At 66.1% G+C, this 13,228-nt stretch carries 13 protein-coding genes and 1 other RNA gene; 2 read left to right on the forward strand and 12 right to left on the reverse strand.

The features are described from left to right. Window positions 1-58 precede the first annotated feature (58 nt). Together Q0L48_RS09525 and lon are read right to left on the reverse strand one after the other, a co-directional pair. Window positions 59-331, reverse strand: coding sequence for an HU family DNA-binding protein (locus Q0L48_RS09525; RefSeq protein ID WP_296720153.1), 273 nt, complete (start codon window positions 329-331; stop codon window positions 59-61). 240 nt (window positions 332-571) lie between these two features. After that, window positions 572-2,980: an endopeptidase La gene (gene lon / locus Q0L48_RS09530; RefSeq protein WP_296720159.1), complete on the reverse strand. Its 2,409-nt coding sequence runs from the start codon at window positions 2,978-2,980 to the stop codon at window positions 572-574. A gap of 161 nt (window positions 2,981-3,141) precedes the next feature. Here lon and Q0L48_RS09535 point away from each other — a divergent pair, with 161 nt between their 5' ends. Continuing rightward, entirely contained in the window at window positions 3,142-3,573 is a 432-nt protein-coding gene (locus Q0L48_RS09535) for a hypothetical protein (RefSeq protein ID WP_296720161.1), read from the forward strand. Between the two features lie 19 nt (window positions 3,574-3,592). Here Q0L48_RS09535 and Q0L48_RS09540 read toward each other — a convergent pair whose 3' ends face one another. From Q0L48_RS09540 to Q0L48_RS09565, 6 genes are all read right to left on the reverse strand, one after another. Beyond that, window positions 3,593-3,934, reverse strand: coding sequence for a YbaB/EbfC family nucleoid-associated protein (locus Q0L48_RS09540; RefSeq protein ID WP_296720163.1), 342 nt, complete (start codon window positions 3,932-3,934; stop codon window positions 3,593-3,595). A gap of 19 nt (window positions 3,935-3,953) precedes the next feature. After that, a complete protein-coding gene (locus tag Q0L48_RS09545; protein WP_296720166.1) occupies window positions 3,954-5,789 on the reverse strand; it encodes a DNA polymerase III subunit gamma/tau in 1,836 nt (611 codons plus the stop codon). Window positions 5,790-5,849: 60 nt separating this feature from the next. Continuing rightward, window positions 5,850-5,944: signal recognition particle sRNA small type (gene ffs, locus Q0L48_RS09550), an RNA gene on the reverse strand. 35 nt (window positions 5,945-5,979) lie between these two features. Beyond that, window positions 5,980-6,258, reverse strand: coding sequence for an ETC complex I subunit (locus tag Q0L48_RS09555; protein ID WP_296720168.1), 279 nt, complete (start codon window positions 6,256-6,258; stop codon window positions 5,980-5,982). Between the two features lie 117 nt (window positions 6,259-6,375). Continuing rightward, window positions 6,376-8,811 carry an ATP-dependent helicase HrpB gene (hrpB, locus tag Q0L48_RS09560; RefSeq protein ID WP_296720171.1) on the reverse strand — a complete coding sequence of 812 codons (2,436 nt, stop codon included), beginning with the start codon at window positions 8,809-8,811 and terminating at the stop codon, window positions 6,376-6,378. Window positions 8,812-8,831: 20 nt separating this feature from the next. Then, window positions 8,832-9,842 (reverse strand): polyprenyl synthetase family protein, encoded by a 1,011-nt coding sequence (locus Q0L48_RS09565; RefSeq protein ID WP_296720174.1) that lies wholly within the window; start codon window positions 9,840-9,842, stop codon window positions 8,832-8,834. A 69-nt stretch (window positions 9,843-9,911) separates the two neighbouring features. Here Q0L48_RS09565 and Q0L48_RS09570 point away from each other — a divergent pair, with 69 nt between their 5' ends. Next, window positions 9,912-10,244 (forward strand): chorismate mutase, encoded by a 333-nt coding sequence (locus tag Q0L48_RS09570; RefSeq protein ID WP_296720352.1) that lies wholly within the window; start codon window positions 9,912-9,914, stop codon window positions 10,242-10,244. A gap of 4 nt (window positions 10,245-10,248) precedes the next feature. Here the strand turns inward: Q0L48_RS09570 and Q0L48_RS09575 are convergent, their stop codons facing one another. The 4 genes from Q0L48_RS09575 to Q0L48_RS09590 all read right to left on the reverse strand — a co-directional run bounded on the left by Q0L48_RS09575 (window position 10,249) and on the right by Q0L48_RS09590 (window position 13,170). Next, entirely contained in the window at window positions 10,249-10,635 is a 387-nt protein-coding gene (locus tag Q0L48_RS09575; protein ID WP_296720176.1) for a hypothetical protein, read from the reverse strand. Window positions 10,636-10,863: 228 nt separating this feature from the next. Then, window positions 10,864-11,424, reverse strand: a complete 561-nt coding sequence (locus Q0L48_RS09580; protein ID WP_296720179.1) for a hypothetical protein — start codon at window positions 11,422-11,424, stop codon at window positions 10,864-10,866. 124 nt (window positions 11,425-11,548) lie between these two features. Beyond that, on the reverse strand, window positions 11,549-12,568 hold the full coding sequence (locus tag Q0L48_RS09585) for a hypothetical protein (protein WP_296720181.1): 1,020 nt from the start codon (window positions 12,566-12,568) through the stop codon (window positions 11,549-11,551). Then, the gene (locus Q0L48_RS09590) at window positions 12,565-13,170 is read right to left on the reverse strand and encodes a sigma-70 family RNA polymerase sigma factor (protein WP_296720186.1); all 606 of its coding nucleotides are present in this window, start codon (window positions 13,168-13,170) and stop codon (window positions 12,565-12,567) included. Before Q0L48_RS09590 ends, Q0L48_RS09585 begins: the two co-directional genes overlap by 4 nt. Window positions 13,171-13,228 lie beyond the last annotated feature (58 nt).

The following is a 13,228-nucleotide window of genomic DNA, read 5'->3' on the forward strand; positions in this document are numbered from 1 at the left end:
CATCGGGCCGCGGGGTTTTTTGTTGGCAACGCCGCAGACAGCGGCCCGTGTCAGGCGATCAGTTCACGGCGTCCTTCAGACCCTTGCCTGCCTTGAACTTGGGCTGGTTCGATGCCTTGATCTTCATTTCCTCACCCGTGCGCGGATTGCGACCGGTCGATTCCTTGCGTTTGCCGACCGAAAATGTGCCGAAGCCCACCAGACGCACTTCGTCGCCGCCCGAAAGGGCCTTGGTGATCGTGTCGAACACGTTTTCGACCGCATTTGCGGCATCGCTTTTGGATAGACCGCTGGCATCGGCGACAGCACTGATCAGCTCGTTCTTGTTCATCTGGAAACCCCCTCGGCTCGAGATTTTCTTATTCCGGTGAATCGCCTCACCAAAAGCCCGAACTTGAGACTTTTTATGCAAGGCTGTCAAAGGCAAATCGCCCCCGGCAAAATGTATCCGTCTCGCAATGGCACATCACGGCTGGCTCGAGCCAGCCGTACCCTGCGTCGGACACTCCTGATTTCCGGTCGCGATGTCGACCTTGCCGCGAATCGCGACAGGCACGCGCCTTCTAGCGGCTCAATGCGCGGTTGGCACCTCTGAAGCGGAAGGATTTACCGCCGCAGCGGCGCTGCCGGGCTGGCTGGCGAGATCGTCCGCCTCGGTCCATTCGATCGAGACCGTCGGTTCGACCAGCGCAATCGCCAGCACCTCGTCGACATGGCTGACCGGAATGATCTCCAGCCCTTCCTTGGCATTGGCGGGGATTTCAGCCAGATCCTTGACGTTGTCTTCGGGGATGAGGACAGTCTTGATCCCGCCGCGCAGGGCCGCGAGCAGTTTTTCCTTCAATCCGCCGATCGCCAGCACCCGGCCGCGCAAAGTGACCTCGCCCGTCATCGCGACATCGGGGCGCACTGCAATGCCCGTGAGCGTGGAGACGATCGAGGTGACCATGCCGATACCCGCACTCGGCCCGTCCTTGGGAACCGCGCCTTCGGGCAGGTGGATATGCACATTCTTGCGCTGGAACAGGCTCGGCTTGATGCCATAGGCGGGGCTACGCGCCTTGACGAAGCTGAAGGCCGCCGCGACGCTTTCGTTCATGACCTGGCCGAGCTTGCCGGTGGTCTTGACCTCGCCCTTGCCCGGTGTGGTGACGCTTTCGATGGTCAGCAATTCGCCGCCCACAGACGTCCACGCCAGCCCCGTCACCGCGCCGACCTGCGCATCTTCCTCGCTCACGCCGTGCTTGAACTTGCGCACCCCGGAAAAATCGCCGAGATTTTTGGACGTGATGGTGACGCTGTCGGTCTGCTTTTCGAGGATCTTGCGCAAGGACTTGCGGCACAGCTTGGCGATCTCGCGCTCCAGCGTGCGCACCCCGGCTTCGCGGGTGTAGTAGCGGATCAGATCGCGCAGACCCTCCTCGGTCAGGGTGAACTCGCCCTGCTTCAAACCATGCGCCTTGATCTGCTTCTCGACCAGATGACGCTGGGCGATCGCGACCTTCTCTTCCTCGGTGTAGCCTTCCAGCCGGATGATCTCCATCCGGTCGAGCAGCGGCTGCGGCAGGTTGAGGCTGTTCGCGGTGCACACGAACATGACGTCCGAAAGATCCAGATCGAGTTCGAGGTAGTGGTCCTGAAACTTGCTGTTCTGTTCGGGGTCGAGCACTTCGAGCAGCGCCGAGGCCGGGTCGCCGCGGAAATCCTGCCCCAGCTTGTCGATCTCGTCGAGCAGGAACAGCGGGTTCGATGCGCCCGCCTTTTTCAGGTTGGCGACGATCTTGCCCGGCATCGAGCCGATATAGGTGCGGCGGTGACCGCGGATTTCCGCCTCGTCACGCACGCCGCCCAGCGACTGGCGCACGAATTCGCGGCCCGTTGCCTTGGCGATCGATTTGCCGAGGCTGGTCTTGCCCACGCCCGGCGGGCCGACGAGGCACAGAATCGGCCCCTTCAGCTTGTTGGTGCGCGCCTGCACCGCCAGATATTCGACGATCCGGTCCTTGACCTTCTCCAGCGCATAGTGATCGGCATCGAGCACGGCCTGCGCCTTGGCGATGTCCTTCTTCAGCTTCGATTTCTTGCCCCACGGCAGGCCGAGCAGCACATCGAGGTAATTGCGGATCACCGTCGCCTCGGCGCTCATCGGCTGCATGCCCTTGAGCTTTTTCAGCTCGGCATTGGCCTTGGCGCGGGCTTCCTTGGACAGCTTGGTCTGCTCGATCTTCTGGCTCAGCTCGGCAATTTCATCGCCCTCTTCGCCGTCGCCGCCGCCCAGTTCGCTCTGGATCGCCTTCAACTGTTCGTTGAGGTAATATTCCCGCTGGGTCTTTTCCATCTGGCGCTTCACGCGCCCGCGGATGCGGCGTTCGACCTGCAGCACCGACAATTCGCCTTCCATGAAGGCCATCACCAGTTCCAGTCGCTTCAACGGGCTGGCCTCGGTCAGCAAAGCCTGCTTGTCCGATACCTTCGCACTGATCGCAGCGGCGATGGTGTCTGCCAGCTGTCCGGCATCGTCGACATCGGTGAGATCGATCCCGGCATCCTCGCCGAGCTTCTTGTTCAGCTTCACATATTCGCCGAACTGTTCGACCACTTGCCGCATCAGCGCCGTGACTTCGCTGCCCGACACAGTATCGGGCACCATCGGCTCGACTTCGGCGACGAAATGCGTTTCGAGGCTTTGGAGCGCGGAGAGACGCGCGCGCGACTTGCCCTCTACCAGCACGCGAACCGTGCCGTCGGGCAGCTTCAGAAGTTGAAGAACCTGCGCGATCACGCCGACATCATAAAGGTCATCGCCTTCCGGATCGTCGCAGCCCGGATCGAGCTGCGCGATGAGGACGATGTCCTTGGAAGCTTCCATGGCCGCTTCGAGCGCCGCCACCGATTTGTCGCGCCCGACAAACAGGGGGACGACCATGCCGGGAAAAACGACGATGTCGCGCAAGGGGAGGAGAGGAAAGGTCTCAGTCATATCATATGTCCGCGGCCGCCGTTGGGGCGCGCCTTCAGGGGGGAATATGGGTAGGGTAGCCATCGCCCGCAATGGGTTTTGCAGGAGAAGCTGTGGAACACGCTTGGCAACCGCTTAACCTTTCTCGCCTATGGTGTCGGCCCGACCAGACGAGGACGGTGATGAAGACGATTGCTTGGTTCGTAGCCGGTTCTGCCATGCTGGCCTTGTCCAGCCTGCTGGAGAGCATCGGCGATGCGGGCGGATCGCCCGGTGAACGCCTGCCGCTTTACCTACCCGCGCTCGCCGCCCTGATCGGCGCGCCGTTCTGCTTTTTCCGGGGAATCCGCAGCGCGCTTTCCGAAATCATCGGTGCCAATTCGGACAAGCCGAAAGCGACGAAACCGGCTGCAACCGAAGCTCGGCCTGCGCAACGACTGGCAGACATCGATACGGCGGACACAGGCGACGCCTTCGACGCCGACGCCGCGTTCGCCCGCTACATGGAAAAGCGCGCTGCACAGCCTGCCGCGGAGCCTGTCACTCCGCCCGCAACGACGGCGGAGCGACAGCCGCCCATAACACGCCCGACCTTCGGTCGCCGGGTTACCTGAGCCACCCGCGCCGCCGACCTTATCCCAGGCCGGGAAGGTTGAAGCCCGGCGGCAGGCCCATCGAGCCCTGCATTTCCGTCATCTGTTCGGCGGACACCCGGTCCGCCCGGTCGCGCGCGTCGTTGAACGCGGCGGCGACCAGGTCTTCGAGGATTTGCTTGTCATCCGGTGTGATCAGGCTGTCGTCGATCGACACGCCGAGGATGCGGCCCTTGGCGCTGGCGCGAACCTTCACCAGCCCGCCACCGGCAGTGCCCTCGACCTCGATCGAATCGAGCTTCACCTGCATTTCGTTCATCTGCTTCTGGATGGTCTCGGCGGCCTGCTGGGCCGCCTGCATCATTTCTTCCATCGATTTCATCTGGGGATCTCCTTGAACATCAGTTCCACGGGGGACGGGCCGCACGGGCGACATTGCCCTCGGTCCCGAGCAATTCGGCCTCGGGGAAGGCCGCAAACGCCGCTGCGACCAGCGGATCGGAACGGATGCGCGCATCCTCGGCCTGCGCCTCGGCATCGGCGGTTTCGCGCAAACTCGGCTGTGCAGGACCGGTGCCGCGCTCGACCTGCCAGCGCTTGCCTGTCAGCTTGAACAGCGCCTCGCGGATGTCGGGCGCGGGATCATCGGGGAAATTGTCGGCCTGTTCGAACACCAGCCGATCCGGCCCCAATTCGATCACCCGCACCCGGTCGCGCATGATCTGGGCGACCCGTAACTGGCCTGTGGCATCGACTGCCTCGACCAGCGCCGCCCAATCCTGCGAGGGTGCAGCCGCCCGGGGCGCAGCAGCGACCAGAGCGGACGGCGCGGCACCCTCTGCCGCAGGAGCCGGAACTGGTGCCGCAAACCCGCCCGACGCCAGTTCCTCGATCCGCTTCGCCAGCTTGCCCGGATCGGGCATCTGCGCCGCGTGGAGGATGCGCAGCAGGGCCATCTGCAGCGACACCAGCGGGTCTGGGCCGGAGCGCACTTCGTCATGGCCCTTCAGCAGCAATTGCCACAAGCGGTGCAGCTCCCCCGCCCCCAGCCGCGCCGCGAAATCGGCCAGCGCGGCGCGTTCTTCCTCCGCCGGAGCATCGGGTTCATTGCCGGAAATCTGCGCCAGCGTAATGCGGTGGGTCAGGTCCATCAGCGCGCGCATCAGCGCCAGCGGCTCGACACCGAGCGAATATTGCTCGTCGACCGCCGCCAGCAATGCCTTGGCGTCGCCTTCCAGCAGGTGGCCGAGCACGCGGCGCTGCGCGCTCTTGTCGGCAAGGCCCAGCATGTCGCGCACCCGTGCGGCGGTGACCTTGCCCTCGCCGTCCAGATCGGCATGCGCGATCGCCTGATCGAGGATCGACAGGCCATCGCGCACTGATCCTTCGGCCGCAGCAGCGATGATCGCCAGACCCTCGGCATCAGCGGCAACGCCTTCGAGGCGGCAGACCTTGGCGAAATGTTCCGCCAGCATTCCGGCTGGGATACGGCGCAGGTCGAACCGCTGGGTGCGGCTCAGCACCGTGACCGGTAGCTTGTCGACCTCGGTGGTGGCGAACAGGAACTTTACGTGCGGCGGCGGCTCCTCCAGCGTCTTGAGCAAGCCGTTGAAGGCCGCTTTCGACAGCATGTGAACTTCGTCGATAATGTAGATCTTGAAGCGCGCCGAGACCGCAGCATAGCGCACCGCCTCGATAATCTCGCGGATATCGTCGATCCCGGTGTTCGACGCCGCGTCCATTTCGATCACGTCGATATGGCGGCCTTCGGCGATGGCGACGCAGGCCTCGCACTGTCCGCAAGGGTCGATGGTCGGCCCGCCCTGCCCGTCCGGCCCGATGCAGTTCAATGCCTTGGCGATCAACCGCGCGGTCGAGGTTTTGCCGACCCCGCGCACGCCGGTCATCAGGAAGGCATGGGCCAGCCGGTCGCGCGCGATGGCATTGGCAAGGGTGCGCACCATCGCTTCCTGCCCGATAAGTTCGGAGAAGGTCTGGGGGCGATATTTGCGCGCCAGCACGCGGTAAGGCTGGCTGGCGGCCGGAGGGGGGGGGGCAGGCACAGACGCAGACGCAGGCTCAGGAGGCGGCGCGGTCGCAGGCATTTGGGCTGGCTCGGGCGCGGCAGCGGGCGGCGGCGCAGGATCGCCGAACAGCGCATTCTGCCCGGCAGCCTCCAACTCGGCTGCAGTCGGGCCGGAATCGTCTTCTGGCAGTTCGGGGTCGGAATCGCTCATGGCTACAAGCTAGGCGCTCGGCCACGGTTTGTCATGCTGCGCATCACGGCGATTTACGTGGAAAAAGGAGCCGAGCGACCCGTCGCCATCCACCTGGGCTGCTGCCTTCCGGCCCTGACCCGGTGAGCAGACGCAAACGTCCACCCGACTCCCGAGCGTGCATATGGCGCGGTGCGAATGAAAAATCAACTCAGCGAAAATTATCCGCGTAGGCCTGCAGCTTCAGCCGCTTGGGCGGGGTTGCGTGGATGCGCGCGGCGATGCCGTATTTCTCGGCATAGGCCTTGGCCGCGTCCTTGGACGGGAACGTCAGCCGCACCTGCGACTGGGTATCGCCGCTGCCGGTCCAGCCCATCAGCGGATCGGCGAAACGCGCCTCGGACTGCTCGAATTCGAGCACCCATTCATCGGTATGGGCCTTGCCCGATTGCATCGCGTGCTTGGGCTGCTGGAAAATTCTCGCGGACATTCTTGTTATCGATCCTCGCTCATGCTGGCTTCGCCAGCGTCGCTGCGGGTGGGCGCCAAAACACTTTGGCGCCCTCGCGGGCCGCTCTCGCGCCCCGATCTGTGCCCGGGCGATAGCTTAATCCTGGCCGCGATTAAACGCATTTTTGGTCTTCATGCTCGGCTTTTCCAGCCACGGCTGGTCGGGCCAGCGGTGCTTGGGATAACGCCCCTTCATGTCCTTCGCCACATCGCGCCAACTCCCGCGCCAGAAGCCGGGCAGATCGCGGGTCGATTGCACCGGACGCCCGCCGGGGCTGGTCAGTTTCAGCAGCAGCGGGGTGGTGCCGATTATCGGCTGCGCATCCAGACCGAACAGTGCCTGCACCCGCACCTCTACGCTCGGCGCGTCATCTCCGGCGTAGTCGATCGCGTGCCGCGTATCGGCGGGCGAGGTGAAGTGCGTGGGCGCTGCGCGGTCGAATGCCTGCCGCTGGTTCCAGTCGAGCAGGCCCAGCGCAGCTTCGGCAAAGCGGTGCGGCGGCAAATCGAGGTCGCGCCGCCCGGCCAGCAACGGAGCAAGCCACTCGGATGCACGATCGCGCAGGGCTTCGGGCGCGAGCGCATCGACCCCAGCAAAACGGGCGCGGGCAAGGAAGCCTGGCGGAAGCATTTCCCCCAACCGCTCCACAGCCTTCTCCACAAGGATATCCACAAACAGGGCGGGGTCGGGCGCAGGCTCGGGCACGCTCGCCAACACGATTGCGCCAAGCCGCCGTTCACGCCGCGCTTCGACCCGATCTTTGTCCTTGTTCCAGCGGGTTGTGACGCGTTCCTGCAATTCCTTGGCAAACAGCGCCGCAATGCGATCAGCCGCAAGTTCGCCACCGGCGGTGATGCGTGCCCCCTTGGCCTGACCCTGCGCATCGCCGATCACGATCCATTCGGCCCGCGCCAGCGGTGACGCGGGATCGAGCATATACCCGCGACCGCCTGCGCTCAGCCAGTGCTCGCCCGAGGGATCGCGGCGGCGCGCGACGAAATCAGGCCGCGCCAGCGCGAGCGCCTCGGCGGCATCGGCGGCGGGACTTTGGCCGATCACTCCCGCAAGCTGCCCACCCTGCTTCGCCCAGCCTTGCGCGATTCGCTGCGCGGCAATGCTGCGCGGCGCACGGTCGCCCCGCCAGCGGGAAAGCCGCTGCATCAGGTCTTCGCCCCGCCCGCCAAGCCCGCGTTCCTGCAGCAGCATTACCAGCCGTGCCGTATCCTCACCGCACCCCGCGCACGCGCCATGAAGCACGGCTGCCGCCTGATCGGGCGCCATCGGCAGGGCAGCAATCGCTTCGCCCAGCGGCGTGATCTTTCCGCCCGCATCAATCGCGCCCAACGCCTCCAGCGCCCCCCGCGCCGCCGCAACCGAAGCTTCGGGCGGCGGATCGAGCCACGGCAGTGAGTGCGGATCGGCTGTCCCCCACTTCGCCAGCCGCAGCAGCAACGGCGCAAGATCGGCTTGCACGATCTCGGGCGGAGCGAATTCGGGACGACCGGCATGGCCTGCCTCCTCCCACAGCCGGTAAGCCACCCCCGGCCCCTGCCGCGCTGCACGGCCCGCCCGCTGCGCTGCGGACGCCTGCGAGGCGCGGCGGGTGACGAGATGCGTGGTGCCCGCCGCCCGGTCGAACTCGGCAAGGCGGGCAAGGCCGGAATCGACCACCACGCTGACACCGTCGAGCGTCAGCGAAGTCTCGGCAATCGCGGTGGCCAGCACGATGCGGCGGCGGCCTTGAGCATCGCGGCGGATCGCTGCACGCTGAGCGCCGGGTTCGATCTGGCCGTGCAATGGATGGATCGGCACATCCGGCAGGCGCGGCTCCAGCCGTTCGCGCACCCGCTCGATCTCGCGCACGCCGGGCAGGAAGGCGAGGATATCGCCCGCCTCATCGCGCCACGCGGTCATCACCGCGCTCGTCACACTATCCTCGATTGCCTGCGAACCATCGCCGCCAAGCCACTTGATCTCCAGCGGAAAGCTGCGTCCTTCGCTCTCGACAACCGGCGCATCATCGCCCAGCAAGCGGGCGAAACGCGCGCCGTCGATGGTGGCGGACATCACCAGCACGCGCAGATCCTCGCGCAGCACGGCGCGGCTCTCCAGCGCCAGCGCAAGACCCAGATCGCTGTCGAGGCTGCGTTCATGTGCTTCATCGAACAACAGGGCGGAGACGCCGGGAAGCTCTGGATCATCGACCAGCCGGTTCACAAGGATCGCCTCGGTGACAATCAGGATGCGGGTGCGCGCCGACACCTTGCTATCGAGCCGGGTCATATAGCCGACCGTTTCGCCGGGCTTTTCGCCCAGCATCTCGGCCATGCGTTCAGCCGCAGCGCGGGCGGCAACGCGGCGGGGCGAGGTGAGGATGATCTGGCCGGTGCACCAGGCCTCGCCCAGCAGATCGGGCGCGACCGCAGTGGTCTTGCCCGCACCCGGCGGTGCGACCAGCACGCCTGCGCCGACATTCGCCAGCGCGGCGCGGATGTCCGGCAAAACAGCGTGGATGGGAAGGTCGGGGTTCATCGCCCCGCCCGATACCGCGATCAGTGCCCGCGCGCGACCGCGAATTGCGCCGCTTCGGCCATTGCCGCGCGGGCCTTTCCGTCAGGGAAGATCGAGATCGCGTCGATGGCCCTGTGGGCGAAATGGCGCGCCCGCTCGCGGGTGTCTTCCAACGCGTGGTGCTTCTCGATCAGCGCAATCGCATGGGCCAGATCCACATCGGACGAACGATGCCCGATGATCGCGTCCTTCCAGAACTTGCGTTCCTCGTCATTGCCGCGTGCATAGGCGAGGATCACCGGAAGGGTCATCTTGCCCTCGCGGAAATCATCGCCCTGTTCCTTGCCCATTTCGGCGGCGTCGGAATCATAGTCGATCGCATCGTCGATCAGTTGGAACGCAACGCCAAGGTTGCGGCCATAGGCTTCGAGCGCGTGCTCCTGTTCTTCCGAACATTCGGCCACCACAGCACTGATCTGGCTGGCAGCAGCGAACAGCGCGGCGGTTTTCGCGCCGATGATGTGGAGGTACTGTTCTTCGCTGGTGTTGATCTGGCGCTGGGCGGAAAGCTGCGAGACCTCGCCTTCCGCAATCACCGCGCTGGCGCGCGACAGGATCGAAAGGACGCGCAAGCTGCCGTCCTCGGTCATCAGTTCGAAAGCGCGGCTGAACAGGAAATCGCCCACCAGCACAGTCGCCGGATTGCCGAAGATGATGTTGGCCGCCGCCTTCCCGCGCCGAAGCTCGCTGCCGTCCACCACATCGTCGTGCAGCAGCGTGGCGGTGTGGATGAATTCGACCGCCGCTGCGAGTTTGTAGTGACGTGTGCCCTTGTAGCCGACCAGTTCCGCACCGGCGAGTGTCAGCATCGGCCGCAGCCGCTTGCCCCCGCCCGAAATCAGATGCCCGGCAAGGCGCGGGATCAGCGGAATGTCGCTCTGCATCCGGTCAAGGATCACGGAATTGACAGAATTCATGCCCGCTGCCGTCAACGACAGCATGGGATCGAGTGTCGGCCGGCTGCGCGGCAGGGGAATGACATCGGCACTCATGTTGCCTGCGGCATTAGGGCGGGCCGCGCGTGCTTGGCAAGCGCAGAATTGCTGCTAGTTTCGCAGCCTATGCCGCAGCAAACGCAATCCTCGCCAGCTCATAGCACCCCGTCCGAAGTGGTGTCCGATCCGATTCTGGCGAGCTTTCGCAAAAGCATCGACAATATCGATGCGGCGCTGATCCACATCCTGGCAGAACGGTTCCGGATCACGCAGGCGGTGGGCGAATACAAGGCCAAAGCCACCCTGCCCCCGGCCGATCCCGATCGTGAAGCACGCCAGATCGCACGACTGCGAAAGCTGTCGGAAGAGGCAAACCTCGATCCCGAATTTTCCGAGAAATTCCTGCGCTTCATCATCGAGGAAGTGATCCGCCACCACGAAAAGGCGCGCGGCGGCTGAGGGATCAGGGTGTCTCGCCCTTGCTCGCAGTCGGAGCTACGGGCGGCGCAGCGGGCGGTGGCGGCGGTGGCGGCTGATCGCGCAATGCTTCCAGCAACTCCTCACGCTCCCGCAACAGGCGGGCTTGCCCACGCGTGAGCCGCGCCGTTTCGCCATTCCCCAGCGATATGTGTCGCCCGCGCCCGGGATAGATGATCGGCCCGCCCAGACAGGTCGCATCCTGCCCGATATCGACATCGCATTGCGGCCCGATCCCGCGCTGGTCGATTTCAGGCGGGGCGAGCGGATTATGGAAGACCGTGCGTTGCCCGCGCGATGCCGGGTCGGAGGCGGTGGTGCAAGCGCCCAGCACCAGAGCCGCAAGGATTACGCTGCTGCGTGCTGCAATCATGCCCGCGCCTCCCGATTGTGGCGCCCGATCAATCGCTTCCCGGCGCTGAACCGCAACTGAATATCTGCGCCCAAGCAAAGGGCACGGCGCCCATTTCGGAGCGCCGTGCCCGGGCGGCCTTGCGACTGTTCCACCAGATCAGCTGCTGGCCGTCGCTTCGCGCGCTCCATCGGGGGTCGAGGACAGCGGGGCCGCTGATCCTCGCGAAGCGCACGACAAGAGTATGCTCTAACGCGGACGTTTGCCGCGCGCGCGGGGCGGACGGGTGACGCCGGGCGCCCTGGTCTTGGTGACGCTGCGGCTCACCTGCCCTTCGCTGCGGGTGGTGGCGCGCTCCCGAGAGGCGAGCACTTCGCCGGCCGAATTGGTCACGCTCTGGCTCGCGGCGGAATTGCCCTGCCCGTCCCGGCTGCGCGCGCCTGCAAGGCCGTAGCTCTCGCCGCCGCGCCCGGTGGCGGTGCCGGTGAAGGTCGAACCGGTGTCGGTGCGGGTGCGTGTCCCCGAAAGGTCGCGCGAATTGCCCTGCGGCCCGGTCTGCACGATGTCGATGGTCGCGCCGGTTTCGGTGCGCTGACGTACGGCGCTGCTGCTGGCGGTGTTGCCGGTGTTAAGATTGGTCGCCTCGCGGGTGCGGGTTGCGGTGCCGGTATCGGGGTTGACCGTGGTGGTCTGGCTAGCGCTGACCTTGGGTCCATCATAGCTGCGCGTGCGGGTCTGTTCCTGCGCGGCGGCAGGCAAGGCAAGCGCCAGCGCCGTCAGCGAGGCGAGCATCAGGGGAGTCTTTCTCATCGCGAAGTTCCTCGTTCCGTTCAATCCATTGCGAGGTCCGCTGGCCGCGCGGGGATTTGCGGCCGGGGACATGGCAATAACGGCAGAGGCAGCCGCACCCTTCGCGGCGGCGCCGACTTTTCGTTCACAGCGGCGCGGCGGCGGCGGAAGGATCACCGGGCGTACCGAATTGGGACGTTTGCGGTTCCGGCGCGGGTGAGGCTTCGGGTCGTTCGGGCGCGGGGGTCGAGGCTGTCGCTGCCGTCTCCCCGTCCAGCCGCCCGGCGCGCCGCTGGCGCCACGCCTCGATCAACTCGCGGCGCTCGTCTGCGGGCAGTTGCCGCAGCGCCTCGCGCCGCTGTTGCGGTGTCATCCGGCGCAGACGCTCCAGCCTGCCCGCCCGTTCAAGCGCGCGCGCATCGTCGCGCAGGGGCCGCGCAATATCCTCCCGCGTCAGCCCCTCACCACTCTCGACGCGCTGGAGCAGTTCCTCGCGGCGGGCCTCGATCCGTTCGGCGACCAGCCCTTCGCGGCGGGTGCGCGCATCCTCGATCCGCTGCCGTACGCGCGCCTCTTCTTCCGGTGTGGGGAGCGGCAATCCGGCGGCACGGCGACGTTCGATTTCGCTTTCGATGCGTGAGTCGATGATCTGGCGGCGTGCCTCGACCCGGCCCTGCCGCACCTCATCGATCCGGCGGAAAGCCTCGCCCAGTTCCTCGGGCGTGTCGATCCGGCCTTCGATCCTGACCGGAGCCAGCGCAGCGGGCTCAGGGTCGGCAGGCGGCGGAACCACCGGCGCTGCTGCGGGGACAGGAGCGGCCTCTTTGCCGGTGATGCTCGCCCATACCTTTTCGGGTGACGGCACGGCGGGCAGATCGAACCGGTCGAGCAACCCGGTCGCTGCCGCCGCCGTGGCGAGCGCGCCGAAGCCGATTGCGCCGATGGCCATGCGCCGCCCCAGCCGCCAGCCACGGCCCTGTCCACGTCCGCCTCCGCCACCGGAGCGGCGCAGTTCGGGCAAAGGAGAAGGCCGGGCCTCGGCAGCGGCCAACACCCGGTCGGCAAACCCGGCAGGCAGCGCGGGCACTGCAAAATCATCCAGCACCCGTGCCAGCGGGCTGCCGGGAGCGATCGGCGCGCCGTCATCGTGGTCAACGCCGCTCATCGCGCGTCTCCTTGCGCAGCGAAGGCCTGCCGCAGGCCCGCACGGGCGCGGTGCAGCAGGGATTCGAACGCCTTGATGTTCATGTCCATCGCCGCGGCGGCTTCGCCATTGGGCAGATCCTCGTAATAGGTCAGCACGATCGCGGCGCGCTGACGCTCTGGCAGGGCCATCACCAGTGCGCGCGTGGAACCGTCGCCCTGATCGGCTTCGATCCGGACATCGGCGAGCGGGGTGTCGTCGGCGCGTTCCGGCACGTCCTCACCCGACACCCGCCGCGCCAGCCGCAACCGGTCAATCGCGAGATTGGTCACCACCCGTTTCAGCCAGCCGGACAGGCGTAGCGTCGATGCAGCGCCGCTCCCAGCCGGATGCCTCGCGGCGAGCCGCGGTGCATGGTTCCACAATCTCAGCATCGCCTCCTGCACAATATCCTCGGCTTCGTGGCTGTCGCCGGTCATACGCCATGCAATGCGGTGGAGCGGCCCTGCATGACGCGCAATCGCCTCACGCAAGGCCGCAGGGTCGCGCGCCGCCATGCGCGCCACCAACGCGGCATCATCGGCCGCTGAGGCAGGAGCCGCAGGCTCGCCGCTAGGGGTCATGTCTGCGCGCAAAGTGCCCCGGTTCCGGTTACGTGTCGTCGATCACTCGGGGGCTTAA

The organism is Erythrobacter sp. (genome assembly GCF_024305245.1).
GTDB lineage: Bacteria > Pseudomonadota > Alphaproteobacteria > Sphingomonadales > Sphingomonadaceae > Erythrobacter.

Excerpts from the sequence above, each read along its gene's own strand:
- Q0L48_RS09525 (WP_296720153.1), bottom strand. The coding sequence starts at position 331 with ATGAACAAGAACGAGCTGATCAGTGCTGTCGCCGATGCCAGCGGTCTA.
- lon (WP_296720159.1), bottom strand. The coding sequence starts at position 2,980 with ATGACTGAGACCTTTCCTCTCCTCCCCTTGCGCGACATCGTCGTTTTT.
- Q0L48_RS09535 (WP_296720161.1), top strand. The coding sequence starts at position 3,142 with ATGAAGACGATTGCTTGGTTCGTAGCCGGTTCTGCCATGCTGGCCTTG.
- Q0L48_RS09540 (WP_296720163.1), bottom strand. The coding sequence starts at position 3,934 with ATGAAATCGATGGAAGAAATGATGCAGGCGGCCCAGCAGGCCGCCGAG.
- Q0L48_RS09545 (WP_296720166.1), bottom strand. The coding sequence starts at position 5,789 with ATGAGCGATTCCGACCCCGAACTGCCAGAAGACGATTCCGGCCCGACT.
- Q0L48_RS09555 (WP_296720168.1), bottom strand. The coding sequence starts at position 6,258 with ATGTCCGCGAGAATTTTCCAGCAGCCCAAGCACGCGATGCAATCGGGC.
- hrpB (WP_296720171.1), bottom strand. The coding sequence starts at position 8,811 with ATGAACCCCGACCTTCCCATCCACGCTGTTTTGCCGGACATCCGCGCC.
- Q0L48_RS09565 (WP_296720174.1), bottom strand. The coding sequence starts at position 9,842 with ATGAGTGCCGATGTCATTCCCCTGCCGCGCAGCCGGCCGACACTCGAT.
- Q0L48_RS09570 (WP_296720352.1), top strand. The coding sequence starts at position 9,912 with ATGCCGCAGCAAACGCAATCCTCGCCAGCTCATAGCACCCCGTCCGAA.
- Q0L48_RS09575 (WP_296720176.1), bottom strand. The coding sequence starts at position 10,635 with ATGATTGCAGCACGCAGCAGCGTAATCCTTGCGGCTCTGGTGCTGGGC.
- Q0L48_RS09580 (WP_296720179.1), bottom strand. The coding sequence starts at position 11,424 with ATGAGAAAGACTCCCCTGATGCTCGCCTCGCTGACGGCGCTGGCGCTT.
- Q0L48_RS09585 (WP_296720181.1), bottom strand. The coding sequence starts at position 12,568 with ATGAGCGGCGTTGACCACGATGACGGCGCGCCGATCGCTCCCGGCAGC.
- Q0L48_RS09590 (WP_296720186.1), bottom strand. The coding sequence starts at position 13,170 with ATGACCCCTAGCGGCGAGCCTGCGGCTCCTGCCTCAGCGGCCGATGAT.